This is a genomic window from Enterobacter asburiae (assembly GCA_011754535.1).
GTDB classification, from domain to species: Bacteria; Pseudomonadota; Gammaproteobacteria; order Enterobacterales; family Enterobacteriaceae; genus Enterobacter; species Enterobacter cloacae_N.
The window spans coordinates 1,231,325-1,253,533 of record JAAQVN010000001.1 but is presented as its reverse complement, the minus strand read 5'-3'; the positions used below and the strand labels follow the sequence as shown (position 1 = coordinate 1,253,533).

Here is a 22,209-nt window from a genome sequence, read left to right as displayed (position 1 = left end):
ATCCTGTCATTACCCTCATTATCGCTTAGATAATTTTAACAGGCAGCGTCTCCAGCGTACGGAGAATCAGGCTTCGATTCGACCATTTCGCGTCTCCCACAAGAGAGATCGTCCCGCGTTCGCTTAAGGCCATCGCCAACGTTTCAGCCTGACACTGCGCCAGCAGTTGCCCAATACACTGGTGTACACCGGCGCCAAATCCCAGCTGTCGCTGCGCGTTCTTGCGGCCGGGAATAAAGCGCCACGCCTCTTCAAAGACGCTTTCATCCCGATTCGCAGAGCCGAGGCATAATAAGATGTTATCCCCGGCTTTAAGTTCGCGCCCCAGAAACTGCACGGGAGCTGCAACCCTTCGTCTGCCCATCTGCAGCGGAGACTCAAAGCGCATGGTTTCACTGACGATCTCTTTCATCCGGAGAGTGTTATTTCTGACCCGTTCCTGTAGTTCAGGATGCTGTGCCAGCATATACACCAGGTTTCCGGTTAACGCTTCGCTGGTTTCACTGCCGCCGATAAGCATCGTGACGCAGTCGGTGCTAAACCGTGCGGCAAGCGCATCCCGATCGCCGCCATATCCTTTCAGAAGGCTGCGATAAAAAAGCGAGTCGTAACCCTGCCCGTGCGCCTGCGCAAGTTGTCGAAAACTGTCATCCAGACGGGAAAGCGCCACGACCAGCCGCTCAAGTCCCTCTCGATCGATGGCGCTGGGATCTAATAAGAGCCGGATGGCATTTTTCTCTTGTTCTACCACCTCCTGCTGCGCTTTCGGCAGGTTGAGCCAGGCGGTAAACAGTTTTCCCCAGAGCGGCGCAGCAAGCTGGCTTATGCCGTCAAATGTGCCGGTGGTTGTTAAATCTGCCACCACTGAATGCGACTCCTCAGAAACAAGCCGGGTTAGCGCCGCCCAGGATTCGCCGGTAAACAGAGCCTGCAGCGCCTGACGGTGCGCGCGATGCACATTTCCATCTTCAAACAGCACAATGCCGTAGAGAAGATCCCGTAAAGGAGGCGAGAGATTGAAGCACTGTTTTTCCATTTCGGTATGAACATCTTCAGGTATGCCCGAAGAGACGAACGCTCGCTCTTTTAGCGCCTGATAAACATCCTGATAGCGGGTAAGCACCCACGTTTTACCGATTCGCGCCACCGGCTGGTGGTGTCGCATATGCTGATAGACGTTATGAAGATTTTCCTGAAAGACAGGTGAGGCGGGATTAAACCGAAGTGCTTTGTCGACATATGCCACAGGTGGACCCTCATCGCAGGATTAATCACCTTTCAGTAAAGCAGGGATATGTTTCAGTTCAAATATTTCAGTAAAGGATAAGGATAATGGCACCCCTGTAGGATTCGATACATTCAAATAATACACTGATAATGCTAATAAATATACCATTCAATAAAACAACATACCCCCTAAAGTACCCCCATATTTGTTTGCATGGAAACCGCGTCGGGTTTTCTTTTGTTCACTCCTTCGTTCTTCCTTTCGTGTCAATGTTAGTTTTTCCAAGAAGACGTCAATTTATCATTCAATGAGGAGAGCACAACTTGAACATATATTTGATGGATCTGAAAGAAGTTTGTAGGGCTGTTGGGTTCAAAAAGGTATTCATTTACAAGTCGATGAATGCGGGCGAGTTTCCACAATCAATAAAAATAGGTAGGTCAACTAGGTGGATATCAACGGAAGTGGAAGCGTGGATCACTGAAAAAGTTCGAGCATCGAGGGAGTATAAGTAGCGGTAATTTTTATCTTCGCACATTTTCAATGAGTTCTCGACTATAGGAAATACATACATGATGCCAAAGACAAGAACTAACCTTTCTGATGATTCATTCATTGACCTCAAGTACATAACTAACGATTCGGGGTTCACTGCTAAATACTTTTACTCAATTATAAATCGGGGCGAATTCCCTGCCCCGGTAAAGCTAGGCAGAAGTTCGAGATGGTTACTGAGAGATTATTCTGAATGGAAAGCCAGACATATTAATAAAAGAGACACCGAACGATACCTCAAGTAAACTAATTCCCGGTAGCTCAGGCATGAACACTGAGCAACCAGCCACCGCCCATTCTTGCATACGATGGGCGGCACCTCCCTCAATGATCACTCTCATATTTATTTTTATGTTCTGAACGTTTGTGGCTTCATGCAGTCTAACTAACACACTCCTGTGAGAAATCTCGACATGACAACATTTATAATCGCTTCAACTGTGGTTGTAGCTCTTGGTCTGATGATATTGAGCCTGGTCAAAGTCGGCATCAGCACATCGAACAATCCTGATGAACTTTAATAACTTATGCTTTGCAAATCCCCTTAAAGATCGGAAATCTTTTATAAAGCGTGCACACAGCCACATCTTAAATTATTACCGCCTGCTTGCTTTCCACTACGTTTGTGCTCAGCCAAAATCATTCTGGTAAAATTCCCGACAATTGCTCAGGCATGGACACTGAGCAACCAGCCGCTGACCATTCTTGCATACGGTGGGCGGTGGTTTCCTTAACTTCCAGGCTGCAACGCCTCGACCTGTTTCTTTAAATCTTCAATTTGATCCATTAAAGCCAGAATAGCTTCATGGTGAAGCGCTGCTGAAGCGCCGGTAACATCGACCGATAAGGTTTTCTCAACTACCGTTCCGTCTTTAAGCTCAGTACGTCCGCCCTCAAATACTGCCGTGGGTATGACTTCCATAAGTTCCTGCGCAATAAATCCCTGACCCGCCGGCGCATCATCAAGGCGGTCCCAGGTATATCCGTGCATCATGCGCATTTTCTCAAGCGGGTTTTCTATGACCTTTATATTAGTCTTGATGTCTTTATCGGAATTGCTCAGCCATGAACCGGCATTCGCAACGGCATTACCTGATAACTGGAAATCCCATGAAACGTTACGTGACGCAGTATCGATACCCATGATTACGTTACTGACCTCATAATCGCCTGAGGTGTTGTACTGCATGATGACATAACCATCTGATGCGGGACGCCTGAACATCAGTCCGGAGCCATTCTTCACACCAGCGCCAGGGTTAAACACATTAAGTTCAACCGTGCTTCCTAGTTGCGGGTCAACTTTGAAAAGTTGCTTTCTGATACCGCTACTGTTTTCAGTTGCCAGATCTCCCAAACCGAGGTTTGTGCGAGCGCCTGATGCAGTTGTCGAACCGGTCCCGCCCTGGTTAACAGGTACGGCCCCGCCAGTCTTCGTCGCCATATTGTCAGACAGGTATTTCCATGACGGGCCGGTGAAGGTAGTGCCGTCTGGAAGCTTTACCGTGATGTTTCCGGCGGCGCTGTAAACCTGCTGCCAGTTCTGTTTGTCGTAATTCAGTCCACGCAGCGCTTCAGCGCTTTGTGCCACCAGCGTAGCCGTTACCATATTGAGCGCAACACGGGGAACCGCTGACCATGCTGCGCCTGATTGAGTTGGCCCGGTAAAGTTGCTGACCAGCGTCAGTTGGGTATTACTCTCGACTGATTTAACGGGCAGCGTATAATCAACGCCGCCCACAGTGGAGACAATAAAGTCACCTGCGGCGAGTTCGGTTGCGAATGAGGTTCCGGAACCGCCAACAACAGCGGACCCGTTTGTCAGGGTAATGGTTCCTGCTGACATAATGGACTCCTGAATTCAGATAATAAAAAACCCGCCGAAGCGGGTTGTCAGTAAATTGCATCAATGACGGGAATAGTGAGGCTTGTCAGCCTTCGCCCTACAACACTGTATTGCGAGGTCCATGAAGCGGCATTTCTTCCTCTCCCGGCACGCACCAGATTGCCGCTGCGGATCAGACCAGCCCATTTGATGTAGTCCCAGCCAGTGTAGACTTCACTGTTATATCCGTAGCGGCCAAGCAAAATCATGCCCTCGCCAATATCGGTATTTGACCATGATGGTGTATAGGTCTGGTTCCGGTACACAAATGGCCTGCGCGTGGTGGAGAACACGCAAACACCGCCTTTGATGATATTCAGTCCCCTTCCTGGTGTCGGACTTACGCCACTGGCAAAAATCGCGATCTGCATGGTGACGGTCGCAGCCTGATCGAGACCAGAATGATCTACCGTCGCAAGAATGTTTAAACCGTCAAACTCGATGGTGACGTTATCTGCGCTCCATTTCGCAAACACCAGATATCGATCGCGTGAGATATTTGTCGTCGGCGTCGCCCAGCTCCCGGTGAAAGTGATGGTGCCGCGCCAGACGCAGTAGCCCGACATTGTGGCGTCAGTGATTGAGAGGAAATCAGTGCTGTCCTGAATCAGCAGCCCTCTCCCGGATGATGCCGGGAGTATTTGCCAGATAGACGCGTCAAATGTTTTTGCGCGCCCCCAGTTATCACTCCACCAGGTATTCATGGTGATTGTATTACCTGATACGGTAAATCCATCCAGCATGCCGATCGTGGGAATGAGGTTTGTACCCCTGTTAAGTTTGTAAACGGTATTACGCGGGATAACGACGATCTGGCTGCCATCCACCCGCTGATTAATCGTGTACTGGTTAACATCCCATGCTTCGCTGACGTTCTGGCAAAACGAAGGACAGCGGAGCCCGGCCGTAATTTCCATTGCCGGGCCGCCGTCGTCGTAGGTAATACGTAATCCTTTTGGCATTGTCACCACTCTCCAAGAACAATCAGGTTCCCACCACCGAGATCAATTCTTACGCCCCTTCCGTCAATGGTGACGCCATTGCCATTCCCGGTGAACGCAAAATTACCGCTGGCGGCATACAGCTCGCCGTGCAGCTCACAGTTCCCTGATTTATCAATGTTCCACCCTGTGCCACCAGGACCAGCTACATAGTTTGAAGATCTGATGTAATTTCCAATCTTCGCGTTAGTAATGCTGCCGTCCTGGATAAAGGCATCACGGATGAACACCTGGCCGTTATAGACAAAGAATGCAGCCTGGTAATTTCCCGGGTCACTTCCGGAGTAAATACCAAACTGATCTGCAGCAAAGACCACTGTAGATTTATAGGTGCCGCCGGATGGTTCTATCGACATCCCGAAACCGGTGTTGTACTTCACGCCGTTACGGATAATCCCCAGATTCAGGGTGTAAGAGGCTTTCGCCGTTCCGTCACTGTTTACTTCAGCCGTCATTTTCTGATTAACAGCTGAGGTCAGCGAATTCAGATCGTCGTTGATATCACCGATTGATGCCTGCACGTAGGTGGATAACTCAGCAAGCCCTTTATCCACTTCAGCGATAGTCGTTTTTACTACCAGAATATCTGCGCGCACCTCCCCATACTGCTGGTACTGATGTTCAACCGTTCCGTGATTTGCCAGGGCATTCTGCATGGCAGCTTCAAGATTGGTGTCCACACCTTCCGAGATATTTTTAAAGGCATCAGAATCCCGAACAGAATCATCAATGATGTCGATGAGTTCACCGGTATCTGTCTGGCACAGCGCGGCCACCTCGACGAAGGCAGACGCACCAAACGCGTTGATGGTTCGGATATACCAGTAATAGGTATGCCCGTTTTTCAGGTTGTGACTGGTCCATGTCGTACCCATACCCGCGCGCGTGGCTCCGGCCTCCACGGTCGCCGTATCTGTGTTGGCAAGCGGCTGCTCCCCCGACGTCCAGAAATCGAACTGGGTGGAGACGTTCGTCACGGCTGCGAGACGAGGAATTAGCATCACGGCAAAAAACGCCTGCTCTACCGTAACACCCGACGGCGGAGGCGGTGCCTCAATGCTGAATTCTAGGTAAGCCTCAGGTGATGATGCCCACTCGATAGCGCGCCGATGATTCCAGTTAGCACCGTGATTCCCTTCATCGATAAGAAGGTGCGCGCCAAGTTCGCCAGCAAGCAATGCAGCTGAGGCATAACGGGAATGGTGACCAACCACGACATACTTCACTTGTGTTTCCACCATGCGACCTCCTTACCGATCCCATCAGTTTTGAAAACGGTGTGCACATGAGGTCCGGTAATCACCTTTCCTGCGAATGAATGAGCGATAATACCGAACGCCAGCATGTCACCCACTGCAGCGCCAGCCTGCTCTTTCTTCCAGAAGCGATAACTTTCGATCCGGTAGTAAAGACGGATGATGCCGTGAGCGAACGCCATTACATCAGTGCGGCTGCCACCCAGCAGACCAGCGTTAAGCATCACATTATTGCGGTGCGCTTCAATGAACTCCTGATAGATACGCTCAGGATGATTCTGCTTTGCCCAGGTGTCGGCGTAGGTCTTCGGTTCGGAACCGACGTAAACATACCCTGGCTGCATTTCATCCCATGGCGCGCGAAGCATTTCGACATCGGTACCATCGGTACACCAGACGAACCGGTATTCAGGGTGAGCGCGTAGATGCTGCCAGATGTGCAGCCAGCGCCGGAAGTAGACGTTCATCTTCACGTCAGGAACGCGGTACAGCTCAACATCTGCCGGGGCTGTCTGCAGTTCATCCACCAGCGCAATACGTCGACAGTTACGCAGCGATACCGCCCATTTGCTCAGCATGTCAGGTGCGGCCAGCATTTTCGTACCGCGCTGCGGGTCAGGCTGGCTGGTCAGCAGAGTAGTTATAACCACGTCGCGCTGCCGCCGATACTCCACGTAACCAGTAAACCCGGTATCACGCCGTTCGTTGTGGATTTTAACGTTACGTTCCACCAGCGCCTGCCGGTCTGGTTTCGGTACCGAACGCTCTACGGCCTCATGCTCATCAAGAGAATGAATCAGCATTTCTGAACCGACGACATCAGCGTAAGCCCACGTCGTGAGGCCAGCGTTATGAATCCGCAGGGCGAGGTCGCTGTGCTCGTACATGCCGCGTCCATAAACCGGATCGAATCCGCCCACCTTCTCGATGGCGCTGCGGTGGTAATAAAGCATCACGCCGCGCTGGCCAGTATACGCCACATGCTGATCGTCACGGTAAAGCTCCGAAAGGTCATTCAGCTTATTGCGACCAGCAAGATCGAGAAACTGGTAAGCAAGATGAGGTTCTGGTGATTCGATGTAAGGGAGGTGCCAGTTGTCAGCGATGGGCCAGGCGTCATCATCCCATAAAAAAAGATGTTCGCACCCGGCATCCATCAGGGCTGACAGGCTGGCATTCTTCGAAGCAACAATGCCGAGTGATGTTTCATGGCGAAGCAGCTGCACGCCGTCAGGTCCTACCGCGGCCGGTTTCGAACCATCATCTACAACCACCACCAGCGCTCCAGCTGGCAGGTGCTTCATGTGCTGTTCGAGCGCTCGTTTCAGAACGTCAGCGCGCTGGTGTGTGGATATTGCAATGCCGATCCGCGATGAAATTGCGCAGGCGGGTGCATACGGGACACCATCAATAGTGACCTGCATTTGATTTTCCTTTTAGGCGTGAGCCTGTCGCACGGCAAAGCCGCCGAAAGTTAACGGGTTGCCAAGGCTCACAGCTGAAAGACTTTCTTATTTGTACGCGTGCGATGCGCATAAAAAAAGCCACCAGCGGATGCCAGTGACTTAGGATTGTTGTGGTACCGAGTACTTACTGCAAACCTTAAATAAGCTTGATTTTTATACTATAACCCTGGAGGCCAGACATAGTTTCTATAGGAATAAACTCAACATCAGAGACTTCCTTCCCTGTTTTTTTTCTCAACTCAACCATTTTTTTTGAAATGAAAGACGAAATTTCTTTTTCGATTTCATTCTTGATGTTATCAGAATTCATTTTCCCTCCTATAAATAACTCATTAACACTCAACCAAACACAAATCGTTAATGAGCGAATCAGATACTTATGTATAGATGATTCATGACATTATGGCAAATATGCACCACTCCCCTATATGTACAGACCCACTAAAACGTCATATAACAAAAGCAACTAAAAACCACTATTTAAGGCATGTTAAGGTCTATAAAAGTGTTACTTGCACACCTTTACAGCTAAATATTTAATTTCTGCTATGATTAATGCACCACACAATCCCAGGAGTATTTATGTTCACTAAATCCGCAGATAAAAACCAAGAGAAACTTGGTGATATGGAAGGAAGTTTTGGGGGAGCAATTAATCCATCAGAACATCCTGTAATAGAAACCGCAAAAAAATACGCAGCACAAACCAACGATGCCATACGCAGCCACTCTGACGATATAAAATCAAAAATAAAATCAAACCCTCGAACATGCATTGCAATATTAACCAGTGCAGCTTTTGCATTAGGTTTTTTATTGGGACGTAGATAATAATAAGCATTCACCCCAAACGTCAAAACCCTTCTTAAATACGTATTTAATCATTCAACTAGGTGCTGAGATGACCAATAAATAATCATTATATTAAACCGCCCTTAGGCGGTTTAATTATTATATGCTAATTTTGTAAATCTCTTTTATCATCGGGTTCAAGTGGACTTGATGGTTGTCCCTCTCCAGGAAGGTCAAGCGGTTCCTCTTGAGGAGAAGGTTCTAAATCAGGGGCAGGATCATCAAAATCAGGACGTCCGGACATATATACTCCTTAATAATTCATGTGTTTTTTATTTCTGATCTCTTTTGGCCGATTTTTTATCCTGCTCATCATTGTTTCGATCCTTCCCTTTTTCTTTCCCATTATTCTTGTCCTGGGACCGCTCATTAGAGATGTTCATATGTTTAGCTTTCATGGGTAACTCCAGTGATAATGACAGCAAATTGCTGTATATTTATTATAGTAGCAATATCGAAAATAAATCACACATTTGCTGTTACTAAAAACATCCCGGCACCATATCATTAATTACTGGGCATATTAAATAAAATACTTACAAATAAATTACAAATAGAGCATCCACTCAGGGAGGTAAAATATTTGCCGCACCCTAAAGTTTCGCATCTCCTAAACTAAACAGCATTCAATTGGTCCTAAGAAAGAACCACCATAGTTATGTTTTTTCTTAAGACTTCATATGTCGAGCTTTACCACCAGAAAGTGGAACAGTTTCCTCATTTTCTTCATCATTCTTATAAACTTCTATGAATTCATCAGCATGACCAGGAGCGCCTCCTTCATCTTCCCACTCATTTAACGAGTGTAGCCATTCCTCCTGAGTCATGACTTTACCTGTTTTGGTACTACGTAGATGAATATTCATAACACGCTCCCATTCTTTTACTCAACCAAGAGTATAGCTCAACGCAGTTAATCATCAGTTCGAAAACTCAATTAACCGCGTCAAATATTTAGTTATTTTTTATGGGGATATACCAATAATCATCTACTATTCGAGAAAATACTTGTCACCAACAGCCTGAGGCTATTCCTATTACAACCGCTTGCGCTTGTTGATCTCTTGGTTGCTGCCAGGCTATTCATGACTCTGATGAGGAGAATGCCAACTCCAGGGAAACATCGATAAAAAGAGCATGTGAAACTGAGACTCCTCTAGCCCTCCTTGTGGGGGCTTTTTTTGGGGTTGATGCGCTTCGCTTGTTAAATATTGAGTCTTTTCTAGAATTTAAAGGTGCTTTGCTATGTCAGGTAAAGCCGTCGTTCAAAAATACCCGTGTGCTCAAGGACGAGCCATCCCTAGTTTTTCCTTTCCAGCTCTATCTGTCTTATACCAGCCAGATTATTGTTCCCCTTCTCAATCACGGCAAGCAGCGGCTTTATCCACAAAACAGCCTGGCAGTACGTCATTGAGCTGGCGGCAGCGGTACTATCATCGGCTGCGTCAGTTCCGTCGGTATCGGTGTGCATTGCGCTGGAACGTAAACGGTACGCGTATTCGAGCAGCCCGCCAGCAATGTCAGCAGGAACAGGCAGATCACAGGTTTTGTCACGGCGGAGAATCTCCCGGTATTCGATTACGGTTTCTTCGGTACTGGTGTCGATTAGAGAGTTAAGCCTGTTAGCGTGTTCTGCAACCTGATTGAACCGATTAAAGTTGAATGCCTGAGTGGCGATCACCTGCCCCTGCAAAGTATTGTCACTCCGCAGAATGTCATTATCACTCTGTAGCCTGCTGGCGTCTGAGCAACTTTTAACGAGCGCGACTGACAGGGCTGCAATGAGTAAAACCGCGACTGGGAAAAAATTAAATTTCACTGCTCTATTCCCCAGCATGCCAGTGCGCTTTCCTGATCGCGTCGTTCCAGCTGACCATAGCAGCCATTCTTCTGGCCTTTGGTTAGTCGGCAATCACGTCCACCGTCTTTAATCCACCAGCGGATTGCTTCGCAAGCCCCTTTACGGTCACCAGCATTGATGCGCTTATAGAACTTCGAAGGGAAGCATTTACCTGGCCCGATGTTGTACGGGCAGAAAGATGCGATGCCTACCTTCTGCGGCTCTGTCAGAGGCACTTTGATATTGTGATCAACCCAGGCTAATGCCTTATCGCGTTCGATAGCGTTAACCACTTCTTCAAAGTGGAAGGTGCTGAATTGCAGGAGTTCAAAAGGCTCCCCTCTTTAAGAGGGTTGGTTAGCAAATATACGAGTCAGTTGATTCTCTGGACCGAACGTGGCGCAGCCAATCACGCAAAAATGCTGGAAACCGATCAGGCATGGGGTTACCACGAAGACCTGGTGGAGTTTTACTTCACACAGCGTGACGCAATTGCCCTGCCAGTCAGCCGTAAAGAGCTGGCGCTGATGGTTATCGAGGCCGAAGAACGAGCCGAAGCCGCTTCGCTGGAAAATAAAACGCTCAGCGCCACCGTTGAAAGTCTGGAGAAACACTTCACCAAAGGCATGACGATCCCTGCATTCTGCAAGGCTCTTAATGGCGTCAATATCAACAAAATGATGTGGTGGGTATTCGAGCGTGACTGGGTGTTCAACGAGCAACGTGATTCTGAGAAAGATCCCCGCAGGCGTGTCGCCTCATATGCCCGCGACAAATATCTCACAGAAGACCAGACGCAGATAACCCCGCACGGCAAGGATGCTTTCACAAAGTTTACACCTGTGTTTCTGGAGAAAGGCTGTCATCGCCTATACCAGCTGTATATGAAAGGTGAACTGCCGATGAAAAAGACATGGAACGGCGAATACAGCCACGATAAAGCGATTTATACGCCTGAAGGCCTCTGAGATGTATGGCCAGTAGAGAAACGCGGGAAGGAAGGTGAACGGATGAAAATATGGGGTGGCGTAAGCCACCCATAGTAACGAAATCTATAATACGCCTTCATGCTCGAGTGCCTTACGGGCGATTTCCCCTACTAAATCTACAAGCTCATAAAGCAGCGTTGCTTCTTTCCCGGTAGTGGATAAATAGCCGGCAGCGACTGCAAGCGCCCTGATTCTCTCAAGCTCATTAACTGGATTAAGTTTTTGCTCCTGACACATTAATGAATCTCCTTATCACGATCGCTACCGATAAAATCGAGCTTCAACTGACTGAGACTTTCTACCAGCGATTCCGCTTTTTCAAGCAGTACCAGATCGTCCTGACGTTTACGCAAACGGCGGCCAGCATCACTTGAGTCTTCATCAGATACCTTACGAGCTCCAGCCACAATTGCCTGTAGTTCTTGGACTGAGTAATTGAGGTAGCCATGAGCCTGGCGATCTAACTCTTCCATATAGTCGTAAACCTTGGCCTGCAGCTCATAGCTATAGCTCATTGCCATCAGACAGGCCTCGCGTTTGGGGAAGTTGTAGCAGGATTGGGCTCGCCCTTTGCCATCAATGTAATCTCCAAAAAATTTTGGAGATTGAGTTTCACCTAAGACTTTTGGCACTTTCGCCATAAAACTGTCGTGGCGAAGCTTGCGGTATTTCTTGCATGGGAATGACATCCCCTCCTCTTCTGCTTTCAACTGACGTTCGGCATTAATGTAATCGACCATTTCCAGACTACTCATGGTTGGCGTAGAAATGCCGTGCTGGCCGATTTTAGGTTGAGCGAGTCCATCCCCGGTAGGGGCATAAAATTCAGTCATGATGATTTACCTGTCGTTAATTAGTTGGTAGCTGTCGCGACATAACGATCCTGCCAAAGGGTGATCGCAATTTCACGCAAGTTATTCGTAAAAGTATGCGGAGTCAGGCAACCTCCTTACGTGAGTCTTCGATGCGCTGGTTAATCCAGTCATCAACTTCACTTTCAACGAAGGCAATGGCACGGGAGCCAATTTTGACGGAGGACGGAAATTTACCCTGGCTCATAAGACGGTAGATCCAAGCCTTCCCTAGCGCTGTTCTACGTTGGACTTCTGGGAGGCGGATAAGTGTTTGAGACATTTTAACTGCTCCTGTAGTTGATATGGGTCTACAGGAGCAAATATCTCACCCTAACATCTTCACAAAGGCATAAAAAAAAACAAATACTTTATCCAGTAAAAACAGACGTCATAACATTTAGCGAAATTTGTTAGCTCAGTCTTCGGAGAGTTTCATAACATCTGAAATTCTCATAGTTTTGAGGTAGCTGTTTTTCTTAACGTAATGTTTTACTAGAGGGAAAGTGTCCTCATTGATTATTTTTTCAACAAACGGGCGGATTGTATCCTTAACCTGCTGTCCACCAATAACCTCGTCCTCATCATCTGGGAACAACAAACGTGAAGCTAAATCATGACTAATTTTTCTACCATTGATTACCTCCCAAAGTATAAGATCCAGAAAAGGGAATACTTTATATGTAATAATTTTTTTGATAGTTGAGATCCCTACTCTAGATTTACTGGCTTGCGGTTCATCAATGTCCAACTCGAATCGCCATTCTTTAAGAAGTTCCTTAAACTCGGCTATCAACTCATCATCCGTGTAAGATGCAAGATTAACCTTGATAACTACTTCATCTTCGAATTCTGAACTTCCATCTTCTACAGCACTGACACATGAAAATATTCTACCATCGTTGATTTCTGAAATTCGATGGCCATGAACAATGTGTTTATGACGAAGATAAAAACGGTAGTAGCTTGCTAAATCACCCATGCTGAAAGGAGTTATAGATTCGTCACCACTTAACTCTTCTTGGTAAGGCCTTAAGGCGTGTTGATTGGAGATAACAGGAATACCATTAATTCTGTACTCGATGGGATCAGAGTTTTTGTTACCTCTGACAGAGGTATTATCTGATAACTCTGGGAATACAAGATCAGAAAGATCTGAGGATAGAGTAACTCCCTTCATTATTTCTTCAAGTAAGCGACTTTTAGTATGAAGCCAGCCTTCGTTTGATTCTTCATCATCAGATGTGTAATCAATGGCAAACATCACCCTAAACTCTAATTCACGCAGAATTTGTTCAATAGTCAGTGACTGGAAAGTCTCGTAATTTTTTAAAGAAAACCAACTTTTAATTTCTTTTGGGTAAACTTTCTTCGCCATAACGCCACCTCGCGCTTCTTAAATTTGCGGCTATGCCAGCCCACAGAGGTGCATGGGTCTTCGGTTCCAACCTAAACATAACCATTTTCTTTCATGGGATTATCGTCTACTGAAGTATATATGTCTAGATCGAGCTGTATATTCATACAGCAAAATATTCACGCATTCTTTTTTTGAACCACTACGACAAGTTCATCAAGATAGTCCGCATACCACTGAAGCATCTCACGCCGTCCATCAATATACTGAGCATGATTGTAGGTACCACGTATCGTGTTTCTGTCAGAATGCGCCAGCTGCGCCTCTATCCAAGCAGAATTGAATCCCTGTTCATGTAACACAGTACTCATGGTATGCCTGAAGCCATGGCCAGTAGCTTGACCGCCATAGCCAATACGTTTAATCACCTGGTTAATGCTGGCTTCGCTCATCGGCTTACCTGCGTCATTACGTCCAGGGAAAACATACTTTCCTCTGCCAGTAATCTCTTTGAGTTCGAGCAACAGATCCTTAGCTTGTTTGGGAATAGGAACGAGGTGTGGCCGACGCATCTTCATGCGCTCTTTTGGGATTAGCCAGAGATCTTTGCTCAGCTCAAATTCATGCCACTCAGCAGCACGAAGTTCGATAGTTCGGACACTGAGGTACATGAGAAGTAATGTCGCGATGCGGGTAATTTTACTGCCGCTATATGCGTCGACAGCTTGTCTGAAGGGACCAAGTTGATCTGGTGAGAGATGAGGGAAATGTTGCTGCTTGGGAGATTTCAGAGCCCCAGCCAAATCAGTGACTGGGTTGTACTCGGCCCTTCCGGTGATGACAGCATAAGTGAATATCTGGCGGCAAGCCTGTCTCGTTTTCTTCAGCTTATCCAGGACACCGCGTTCCTCCATCTTCTTCAGAACAGAAAGCATGTCCATGGGTTTGATATCGGTAATCGCCTTTCTACCGATATAAGGGAAAATATCTTTTCGCAGATATTCGAGAATGTCGTCAGCATAACCGGAAGACCAATTCGGTTTCTTATGTTCATGCCATTCAAGTGCAAGAGACTCAAAACTGTTATTCACCGCGAGTATTCTGGCTTGCTTCTCCGCCTGCTTAACCTCAGACGGATCTTCACCATTAGCGAGTAATCGTTTCGCTTCATTTCGCTTATCTCTTGCCTCAGCGAGGGTTACATCAGGGAAAACGCCAATTGAAAGGAGCTTTTCTTTTCCTGCCAGGCGGTACTTCAGGCGCCAGTATCGGGAACCATTCGGGTTAACTAGCAGGTACAGGCCACCGCCATCCGCCAGTTTGTAGGGCTTGTCCTGAGGCTTAGCTGTGCTTATCTGGCGTGCCGTTAACTTCATTGGGGGTATCTCTTTCCATTGAACCTGTATATACCCCCGAATGTACCCCCACTTTGGTGTGGATTTCAATACAATTTAGTAGACGTAGGGAGAGCGAGATTTAGCTTAATGGCTTGGTATTACTGGATTTAGTAGACTTTGGGAGACGTTAGTAGAAGTGAGAATGGCACGCCCTGTAGGATTCGAACCTACGACCTACGGCTTAGAAGGCCGTTGCTCTATCCAACTGAGCTAAGGGCGCACTGAGAAGAGTGTACTTCGCGGTGGTGAAACGCGAAGAATTATACGGTCAATGGCAGGTGAGTCAATGCCTTTTCCGTTTTCCGGGGCAATTACCCCTAGCCGATTGTAAATACGGCTATTTTCTCAACATTTATCCCTGTTTCACCGTAAAATTCAGCACTGCGAAAAGGCTTAGTTGCATTTAAGTAACGCCTGCTGTTTTCCGGAACGTCAGCTCGTCACACTAGAGCGAGGTATCCCGGCCGCCTGGAGGCTGACAGACAACAGGATAATGGAGTGACAGCGCACAACCCGTTCGATACGCCCCCCCGGTTACACGACATTTCTCAGGACATCGTCGGCATCAAACTGGAGCCTGTCGTCGCCCTCACCTCTCAACGACGGGTTGGCGTGGAGGTACTAAGCGTCCTGTCAGACACATGCTACAGCGAGGATTTTTTCCGCCATCAGCCAGCAGGCTGGTCAATGACGCTGCTTGAAGCGCAGCTTGCCGCACTAAAAAATACGCCGCACGGTCATAACCTTTTTATTAATTTGCCGATAACCGTTCTGACAGAGCCAGCGTCTTTTCAGCGGCTCATCAAACTGAAAAACACGCCGCTGAATATTGAGATTGTTGATCCCCCTGTTTTTCTGACGTTCTCTGCCGCACAGATGCAGAGCGCCATTCAGAACATGCGGACACTCCGGCAGCAGGGGCACAGTATATGGCTGGATGATATTGACGAAATTATCATTCAGCCGTTTTTATTTTGTCGGTTACCGTTGAGCGGCATCAAAATTGATAAGGACGCATTCTGGCGTTTACGCGCCACGCCTGCGCTGAGGCAACTGGTTTCACGTTGCTTTCAACTGGCCGGGAGCGTGCTTATCGAAGGTATTGAGACTGAACGCGATCGCACCTGGGCACTGCAGGCAGGCGCAGATTTCGGCCAGGGGTATTACTGGCCGTCCTGGACATGGCCGGAGGATTAAAACGCCATTTCCAGGAGGGAGACCATGCGAATGACAGTGCGCCGTTACCGGCGGCGGCGTACAGGAAGTGATGCACTGGGATTTACGCGCTCACCATTTGCTCCCCCCTTTTTCGACCGGCTCGAATTTTTGAGCCAGTCCATCAGCCAGCCCCGAAAAACCGATGCTCCGTTTATTATCCTTGTTACGGAAGATCATTTTCTGCGCACCGGTTTTCTCAATGGGCAGTTTCCCCTGAGCAGCTGTTGTGACTACACCTCACTGGATGATGCGCTGGGCGCCCAGTTCCAATGGCCTTCAGCCCGTCTGGTGGTGGATATTGAAAGCCGTTCCACCGGGCTTATCGATCAGCTGGATCGGTTAAGAAGGCATAGCCTGTATCCCCCCTTCCTGACGCCGTGGCTTCTGGTCCGGGCAGATAATTATGATACCCGCCTGTTCTGCAAGGCGGCAGGCCCTTTTCACGTGCTGGAACGTCAGATGAACGCGGCAGGACTTCAGCACAGCCTGATGGATTCTCGCCCCCCGCAGGGTTCCGACAAAGACTGGTTTTCCCGCAACGAATGGCCCATTCTGCAGGAGCTTGCCCGCGGTAAGACGTTACGTCAGATTGCCCTTTTGCAGAATCGTCCCTATAGCCGCATTATCTACCGTCTCAGCTGCATCCTGCTGAAGCTGGGGTTGAGCCATCGCCAGGAATTGTTACACCTTCTTAATAACCTCTCAGACTGTACGTTTTAACTTGCGCACTAACCTCTTATTTCCTAAAGCGCTTTAGGAATTTACTTACCCTCAATGTTAATTAATGGTTAAATTTTAACAATATATTCGATTTTATAACTATTCCTAATTTATGGTCCGAAACCATGTGAAATGTCACAGATTGAATCAACGGCAGCACTTTCCTCCATCCGTTAAGTGAAAGGAGAAGGCGTTAATAAGATGATAATGATGTAAAAACAAGCAGCTTCGCTTCACTCTCCTGGAGCGGAAAGCAAAGTGAATAGCATATTCTCCTGTGCGATGATGGTGCGACGGTGATACGCCTTAAGTACTTTCAGATGAAGGTTTGACACTCTGCGGGATACTTTTTCGCCTCAATTTCCCTGGCTCGCCCTCCGAATTGAGGCTCTCTTTTGTTAACAATATCGCAACATAAAGAGACATCTGTTATTTTTTGTTATTACATAAAGATGAAAAGATGTGGTAAATAGGATAACAGGATATTTCCGCTAAATTTAAAAAAATAGCCATTCAGATCCAGAAGATAATACAAACCAATAAGCGGAGGTTAATTTACAGGGTTTTCGGAAAAAACTTACCCTGTATAATAAGAAGCGTACCAAATCTGAATAAGAAAAACCTTTTTGCCAACACCAGCCAAATGAGATGACCGCGCTGAGGCACCGTTCTTTTCATTACGTAAACAAGGATGCTTTCGCTCTTTCCAGGGAAATACTACGGTATAGGGATCTGCACTTTATATCCTTCCGGCATTTCGAGAGTTTTACAAAACTCTGCATAACGCTTTTAACAATCTGAGGCATTAAAAATGAAACCGGCATCCGTTATCATTATGGACGAACATCCTATCGTCAGAATGTCGATAGAGGTCCTGCTACAGAAAAATAAAAATATCATAGTCAAGCTTAAGTCTGGCGATAGCCATGAAGTTCTTGACTGCATTCGCAATCATCCTATCGATTTGGTGATCCTTGACATCGAACTCACGGGCACAGATGCATTCGCTTTACTGAAGAGAATCAGAAACTTAAACAAAGACATCAAGGTTCTGTTCCTCTCCTCTAAATCAGAGTTATTTTACGCGGGTCGTGCGATTCGCGCCGGGGCCAACGGCTTCGTCAGTAAACGAAAAGATTTGGGTGAGATCTACAACGCCGTAGAGATGATTCTGATGGGCTATTCTTTTTTCCCGTCTGAAACGCTGAATTTTATAAACCATATGGGTTCAGGAAAAGGGATGGCTGTGGATATGCCATTATCGAATCGTGAGGTCACGGTATTGCGTTATCTGGCGAATGGATTATCCAATAAGGAGATTGCTGAGCAGCTATTGTTGAGCAATAAAACCATTAGTGCGCACAAATCCAATATTTATTCCAAGCTTGGCGTGCAAAGCATCGTGGAATTAATAGATTACGCCAAAGCGCACGAGCTACTATAACCTGAATTCACTCCCTGCAGTTTATCTGAGCTGCAGGGAGTGCGGTCAGTGCTAATTATAATTAATCATGAAGGTGGCATCCGCATCAGCCCGTCCGGGCTGAGGGTTATCGGCAGTGGCAATATAATTGGCATAAAATGACAGCGTCGCATTCCCCTGCGCATCAACCGTGACCGGCTGGCTGGCCTGCTGAAGCGCCAGGCGCGTCTTATCTGCATCCCTGATCTCAACGGCGACGTGGCTCGCTGTACTGGCATCATTCAGCGCCAGCAATCCGCTGTTGCTCCCGTCAGCTTTACCGGAGAACGTAATGGACGCCGCCCCGGGCGGGCAGCCGGTCAGCTTCAGCGTGAAGGGCATTGGCTGCGTGCGGCTCCCCGTGGTGTTGAGCTGCTTCGTGGGCCAGGTGCCCAGCGTGACCGTTTTGTCGCTATCGTTACCCTCTGCCACGCAGGTGAAATCGACAATATTGCCGTAGAGCCGAATATTAATTTCGCCCAATGCGGTTTCCGCCTGAGCCTGGGTGCAAAGCGCAAAGAGCGCCACGGTGATAAAACGGATCCCGTTTCGCATGTCTGCTCCTTAGTCGTAATCCACGCGCAAATATCCGCGCGAGGTAAAGCGCCCTTCCGCTGGCTTGTTGCCCGTCACGCTCACCGGCCAAACCCGGATCCCCACCTGCGCCTGGGCGCTGTCGTCCAGGCGGAACGGAATTTTGCTCGTCAGGTTGTTAGGCGTGAGCGGCGCACCGCTCTCGTTGGCAATGATGAACCCCACATCCGGGTTATCCGACACCAGCACGTTATCGGAGACCTTTTCAGCTTCGACGCGCATCGTCAGCATGGCGTTTGCCTCCACGTTGGTGCATTTAATCGCGATGGTTTTGCTTTGCGATGAGACGCCCTCCGGCTTGTTACCCACGCCAGCCTTGCTGAACAGGGAGGCGCCAATGTCGCCGAAATCAAACTCAACCACATTGCCGGCGTTGATGGCGCAGCTCTGCGGCACCTGAATGATTCCGCTGTAGCTGATGGTGTAGACCGGCGTGGTCAACGGATCGGAGGAGGTGGTGGTGACGTAAACCCGGAACATGGTGGCACGCGGAATCACCACCATATTGATAAAGCGTCGGGTCACCTTAAGACGGAAAATAAGGCTGGAATCCTGCACGCCAAACGGTTTGTTTTTTGAAACGTTCGGATGGCTCCCCATCTGGATATAATTTTTGGGTGGATAAAACGCGCCAGCATAGCTGTCCGTGATTTTCATCGCCCCGTCCAGATAGTCGTTAAGCTTCAGATACTGATAGCCATCACTGGTCCCGGTGACCGGATAATCCGTGACGTAGCTGCGCTTGGTCGTATTCCCGACGGTGCCCTTCGGGCAGACGGCATTGACCCCCACCCACTGCGATTTCTCGCTGAGGGTCACAACCTGCCCAACCTGGTTATTCGAGCTGTTGAATTTATCCGTCAGGTCGTAATGCACCTCCGTCGGCACGCCCTTTTCATTGACGCACACGGTGGCTAACGCGTTTGTCGCGGGCAGGAGTGCCAGAAGCGACAAGGCTAAGATATGGATTTTAATCACAGCGGATCCCCTTAAGTGTGATCGCCTGTTGCAGGCTCTTTTCAGGCAAGCTGTAAGGCGCACGGCACTGGGATTGCGCCCCGTTCCCCCACTGGATCAGCAGTTCGCCTTCCAGCGGCAGCCCACTCAGGTATATTTGCCCGTCATCACCCACCATGCTGGTCATGCCGCTCTGGACTTCACGCACCACGGCGCCGAACGGCACGGGCTGGTTGCCACGCGTTACCGTCAGCAAAGCGCGCACGCCAATGCGGGTATCAAAGCTGGCGCGGACCAGCGCGCCTTTGGTTGGCACCACGCTGCTCACGTTGTTTTCGATATCGGTGCTGTTGCTCATGGTATTGGTGTCCAGCGCCACGCGGTTGTAGCGGTAGACGGTGGCATACGGCATGACCGCGTAGCCTCGCCAGTCGGTCTTCACGCCGGTCTGGTTTTCCACTCTGACGCCTGATGCCCCCGGCGCCTTAATCAGCACGTTGGTATCGCCCAGCGGCTGGCTGAAGGTCACGCCGTCGGCATGGCCAACCACCCCGCCGGAGAGCTGCCAGTTGAGATCGTGCTGATCGCGGGAATAGTTGTAGCCCACGCCCAGCGTGCCGTAGGTCGCCTGCCAGTTGGCGCTGGCGCTTCCGCTTGAGCCATTGGTGCTGGCGTGTCCCTGGGTCACGCTGTAGTTCAGGTTGCGATCTTCCAGCAGCGTGCCGCTGACGCCGGTTTGCCAGCTCGTGTCGCCATCGCTGTTTCGGCTGGCGGATGCGGTGGCATAGGCGCGATCGATCGCGCTGTCCCGGCGATAGCCCTGACGGGTAAAGAGGCTAAACGGCACGGAGACGTTAAACGACGCGATCCGGTCGGTACCCTCGATCCCGACGGATTTGTTCCACGACCATGACAGGGAGTAGTTGATTCCCTTCACGCCCCCCGCGTAGCCCAGCTGATACCAGAGGTTCGTTTCGTCCGTCCCCCAGTATGTTTGCTCGCTCCCGGAGATATAGACCGAACCGTAGTCCCCCAGCGACTGGGAAATGTTGAGCTGGAAGCGGCCTTTTTTATTCCACGTCAGGTTGTGATAGCTCTGCACGTCCGGCACATCGTTATCGTCCTGGCTATCGGCATACTGGTAGCCCTCCATTGAGCGCCAGGCCACATCGTCCAGGGTGTAAAACCCTTTTGTGGAGTAGCGATAACCCAGCAGCTGGAAGTTGGTGCCAAATCCGTTCAGCGATTTTGCATAAAGAAAACGCAGGGACTGCCCTTCATGTTTGCTGTCGTCCGCGAGCTGGCTGCGGGCGTGGGTGATATCGACGGAGACTGCCCCCCAGTCACCGAGGTTTTTCCCGGCACCGACGGCCAATGCGGTATAGCGTGACGCCAGCTGGGTGCCGCCATAGAGCGTAATGCCGTTGGCCAGGCCGGTAATCAGGGTGCCCTGGGCGAAGAATGGTGTATCCTGGTCGCTGTTACCGCTGCGGTAATCCCCCGCCACGAGGTCATATTTCCAGCGACCTTCACGCTGCAGGAGCGGCACGGTGGAGTACGGCACGGTGTAGCGCTGCTGGCTGCCGTCTTTCTCTTCCACCGTAACGTCCAGGTCACCGCTGGAGGAGGTCGGGTTAAGATCGGTGATGGCGAACGCGCCGGGCTGGACGTAGCTCTGATAGATAACGTAGCCGTTCTGGCGAACCACCACTTTGGCAGGCGTACGGGCAATACCGCGCACGGTCGGCGCGTAGCCCTGCAGGCTGTCGGGATACATGCTGTCGGACGAGAAAAGCCGCCCGCCGCGAAAACCGACGCTGTCGAAAACGTCATTCCCGGTGTTGCTGTCGCCCAGCACCAGCTCACTTTTCAGCGGGATAACGGTGCGCTGCGCCCAGGTGCCAATATTCTGCCACTCGCTGCGCCGCTTGCCGTTATTTTGCGTGTAGCGCCATGCGCCGTTGTTACGTAAACGCCAGGCACCATAGTTCAGCCCGCTCTGCAGGTTCAGGTAATAGCTGTCGTCTTCGCTTCCCCGGTTGCCCGTGAAGCTGTAGTTCACCAGCGCGGCGGGAATGCCTTCATCCCACTGTTCAGGCGGAATATAGCCGCGCGCGCTGTTCTGCATCGCCACCTGCGGGAGGCTGACGTTAAGGCGCTGCGAGGCAAAGTTAAATACCGTTTCGCTGCCGGGAATGGCCGTGGTCAACGGAACGCACGTTTCACCCTGCACGTTAGCCAGTTCGGGAAATGCGGCAACGTTGACGCCAAAGCGATCGAGCATCGCGCGCGTAATGCACGGCGACAAACCGCCCGCCATCGGCGGCACGTTCTCGGCCTGCTCAAAACGCACGTCCTGGGTGCCGATAAACTCATCGTTACGCCAGATATCAACGCGATAAATGCCGGGCGCCTGCTGGTGCCCCTGTTCAAAACGCGACAAATCCGCCACGCTGGCGGTGTCGTCGGACAAGAAGGCCGGGTTGAAGTAGCTTTCGCTCCAGCCGGCCTGCGGCCAGAGCGCGGCCATCAGCGCCAGTGCAACCGGGCAGTAACGTCCCTGGTGATTTTTCATCGCCCT

The 22,209-nt window shown here is 49.5% G+C and carries 22 protein-coding genes, 1 tRNA gene and 2 pseudogenes; 6 read left to right on the top strand and 19 right to left on the bottom strand.

Going from position 1 to position 22,209, the window contains the following annotated elements; all coding sequences use genetic code 11:
• Positions 1 to 25: 25 nt before the first annotated feature.
• A complete protein-coding gene (locus HBM95_05800) occupies positions 26 to 1,246 on the bottom strand; it encodes a cytochrome P450 (GenBank protein NIH42451.1) in 1,221 nt (406 codons plus the stop codon).
• 305 nt (positions 1,247 to 1,551) lie between these two features.
• Between HBM95_05800 and HBM95_05795 the strand changes: the two genes are divergently transcribed.
• Positions 1,552 to 1,743 carry an AlpA family phage regulatory protein gene (locus tag HBM95_05795; protein NIH42450.1) on the top strand — a complete coding sequence of 64 codons (192 nt, stop codon included), beginning with the start codon at positions 1,552 to 1,554 and terminating at the stop codon, positions 1,741 to 1,743.
• A gap of 770 nt (positions 1,744 to 2,513) precedes the next feature.
• Here HBM95_05795 and HBM95_05790 read toward each other — a convergent pair.
• The 5 genes from HBM95_05790 to HBM95_05770 form a co-directional block, all read right to left on the bottom strand.
• Positions 2,514 to 3,629, bottom strand: a complete 1,116-nt coding sequence (locus HBM95_05790; protein ID NIH42449.1) for a tail fiber domain-containing protein — start codon at positions 3,627 to 3,629, stop codon at positions 2,514 to 2,516.
• A gap of 47 nt (positions 3,630 to 3,676) precedes the next feature.
• Positions 3,677 to 4,630, bottom strand: coding sequence for a hypothetical protein (locus HBM95_05785; GenBank protein NIH42448.1), 954 nt, complete (start codon positions 4,628 to 4,630; stop codon positions 3,677 to 3,679).
• 2 nt (positions 4,631 to 4,632) lie between these two features.
• A complete protein-coding gene (locus tag HBM95_05780; protein ID NIH42447.1) occupies positions 4,633 to 5,910 on the bottom strand; it encodes a DUF1983 domain-containing protein in 1,278 nt (425 codons plus the stop codon).
• Positions 5,892 to 7,349, bottom strand: coding sequence for a glycosyltransferase family 2 protein (locus HBM95_05775; GenBank protein NIH42446.1), 1,458 nt, complete (start codon positions 7,347 to 7,349; stop codon positions 5,892 to 5,894). The genes HBM95_05780 and HBM95_05775 overlap by 19 nt, the downstream gene beginning before the upstream one ends.
• Before the next feature lie 178 nt (positions 7,350 to 7,527).
• On the bottom strand, positions 7,528 to 7,701 hold the full coding sequence (locus HBM95_05770) for an addiction module toxin, GnsA/GnsB family (protein NIH42445.1): 174 nt from the start codon (positions 7,699 to 7,701) through the stop codon (positions 7,528 to 7,530).
• A 272-nt stretch (positions 7,702 to 7,973) separates the two neighbouring features.
• On the opposite strand from HBM95_05770, the gene HBM95_05765 reads away from it, so the two are divergent.
• On the top strand, positions 7,974 to 8,222 hold the full coding sequence (locus HBM95_05765; GenBank protein NIH42444.1) for a hypothetical protein: 249 nt from the start codon (positions 7,974 to 7,976) through the stop codon (positions 8,220 to 8,222).
• A 127-nt stretch (positions 8,223 to 8,349) separates the two neighbouring features.
• Here the strand turns inward: HBM95_05765 and HBM95_05760 are convergent, their stop codons facing one another.
• From HBM95_05760 to HBM95_05745, 4 genes and pseudogenes are all read right to left on the bottom strand, one after another.
• Entirely contained in the window at positions 8,350 to 8,487 is a 138-nt protein-coding gene (locus tag HBM95_05760) for a hypothetical protein (GenBank protein NIH42443.1), read from the bottom strand.
• 424 nt (positions 8,488 to 8,911) lie between these two features.
• Positions 8,912 to 9,109 carry a hypothetical protein gene (locus tag HBM95_05755; GenBank protein ID NIH42442.1) on the bottom strand — a complete coding sequence of 66 codons (198 nt, stop codon included), beginning with the start codon at positions 9,107 to 9,109 and terminating at the stop codon, positions 8,912 to 8,914.
• 434 nt (positions 9,110 to 9,543) lie between these two features.
• Positions 9,544 to 10,080: a hypothetical protein gene (locus tag HBM95_05750; GenBank protein ID NIH42441.1), complete on the bottom strand. Its 537-nt coding sequence runs from the start codon at positions 10,078 to 10,080 to the stop codon at positions 9,544 to 9,546.
• A pseudogene (locus tag HBM95_05745) lies at positions 10,059 to 10,373 on the bottom strand (lysozyme). The gene HBM95_05750 and the pseudogene HBM95_05745 overlap by 22 nt, the downstream one beginning before the upstream one ends.
• An 87-nt stretch (positions 10,374 to 10,460) precedes the next feature.
• On the opposite strand from HBM95_05745, the pseudogene HBM95_05740 reads away from it, so the two are divergent.
• Positions 10,461 to 11,051 (top strand): annotated as a pseudogene (locus tag HBM95_05740) (ORF6N domain-containing protein).
• 84 nt (positions 11,052 to 11,135) lie between these two features.
• Here the strand turns inward: HBM95_05740 and HBM95_05735 are convergent.
• The 6 genes from HBM95_05735 to HBM95_05710 all read right to left on the bottom strand — a co-directional run bounded on the left by HBM95_05735 (position 11,136) and on the right by HBM95_05710 (position 14,897).
• Entirely contained in the window at positions 11,136 to 11,309 is a 174-nt protein-coding gene (locus tag HBM95_05735) for a hypothetical protein (GenBank protein ID NIH42440.1), read from the bottom strand.
• Positions 11,309 to 11,905 carry a Rha family transcriptional regulator gene (locus HBM95_05730; protein NIH42439.1) on the bottom strand — a complete coding sequence of 199 codons (597 nt, stop codon included), beginning with the start codon at positions 11,903 to 11,905 and terminating at the stop codon, positions 11,309 to 11,311. The genes HBM95_05735 and HBM95_05730 overlap by 1 nt, the downstream gene beginning before the upstream one ends.
• Before the next feature lie 103 nt (positions 11,906 to 12,008).
• Positions 12,009 to 12,206: an AlpA family transcriptional regulator gene (locus HBM95_05725; GenBank protein NIH42438.1), complete on the bottom strand. Its 198-nt coding sequence runs from the start codon at positions 12,204 to 12,206 to the stop codon at positions 12,009 to 12,011.
• Positions 12,207 to 12,341: 135 nt separating this feature from the next.
• On the bottom strand, positions 12,342 to 13,301 hold the full coding sequence (locus HBM95_05720; GenBank protein NIH42437.1) for a hypothetical protein: 960 nt from the start codon (positions 13,299 to 13,301) through the stop codon (positions 12,342 to 12,344).
• A gap of 158 nt (positions 13,302 to 13,459) precedes the next feature.
• On the bottom strand, positions 13,460 to 14,656 hold the full coding sequence (locus HBM95_05715; protein NIH42436.1) for an integrase arm-type DNA-binding domain-containing protein: 1,197 nt from the start codon (positions 14,654 to 14,656) through the stop codon (positions 13,460 to 13,462).
• Between the two features lie 164 nt (positions 14,657 to 14,820).
• Positions 14,821 to 14,897 (bottom strand) — tRNA-Arg (locus HBM95_05710).
• Positions 14,898 to 15,175: 278 nt separating this feature from the next.
• Here HBM95_05710 and HBM95_05705 point away from each other — a divergent pair.
• From HBM95_05705 to fimZ, 3 genes are all read left to right on the top strand, one after another.
• Entirely contained in the window at positions 15,176 to 15,874 is a 699-nt protein-coding gene (locus tag HBM95_05705; protein ID NIH42435.1) for an EAL domain-containing protein, read from the top strand.
• A gap of 24 nt (positions 15,875 to 15,898) precedes the next feature.
• Positions 15,899 to 16,615: a helix-turn-helix domain-containing protein gene (locus HBM95_05700; protein ID NIH42434.1), complete on the top strand. Its 717-nt coding sequence runs from the start codon at positions 15,899 to 15,901 to the stop codon at positions 16,613 to 16,615.
• An 811-nt stretch (positions 16,616 to 17,426) separates the two neighbouring features.
• Positions 17,427 to 18,059 carry a fimbria biosynthesis transcriptional regulator FimZ gene (fimZ, locus tag HBM95_05695; GenBank protein NIH42433.1) on the top strand — a complete coding sequence of 211 codons (633 nt, stop codon included), beginning with the start codon at positions 17,427 to 17,429 and terminating at the stop codon, positions 18,057 to 18,059.
• Between the two features lie 51 nt (positions 18,060 to 18,110).
• On the opposite strand, the gene sfmF is transcribed toward fimZ, so the two are convergent.
• Genes sfmF through HBM95_05680 form a run of 3 tightly spaced genes read right to left on the bottom strand, consistent with a single transcriptional unit; the run spans position 18,111 to position 22,203 of the window.
• Positions 18,111 to 18,632, bottom strand: coding sequence for a fimbria assembly protein (gene sfmF / locus HBM95_05690; protein NIH42432.1), 522 nt, complete (start codon positions 18,630 to 18,632; stop codon positions 18,111 to 18,113).
• 9 nt (positions 18,633 to 18,641) lie between these two features.
• Entirely contained in the window at positions 18,642 to 19,649 is a 1,008-nt protein-coding gene (fimH, locus tag HBM95_05685; protein NIH42431.1) for a type 1 fimbrin D-mannose specific adhesin FimH, read from the bottom strand.
• Entirely contained in the window at positions 19,642 to 22,203 is a 2,562-nt protein-coding gene (locus HBM95_05680) for a fimbrial biogenesis usher protein (GenBank protein ID NIH42430.1), read from the bottom strand. Before HBM95_05680 ends, fimH begins: the two co-directional genes overlap by 8 nt.
• Positions 22,204 to 22,209: the final 6 nt, after the last annotated feature.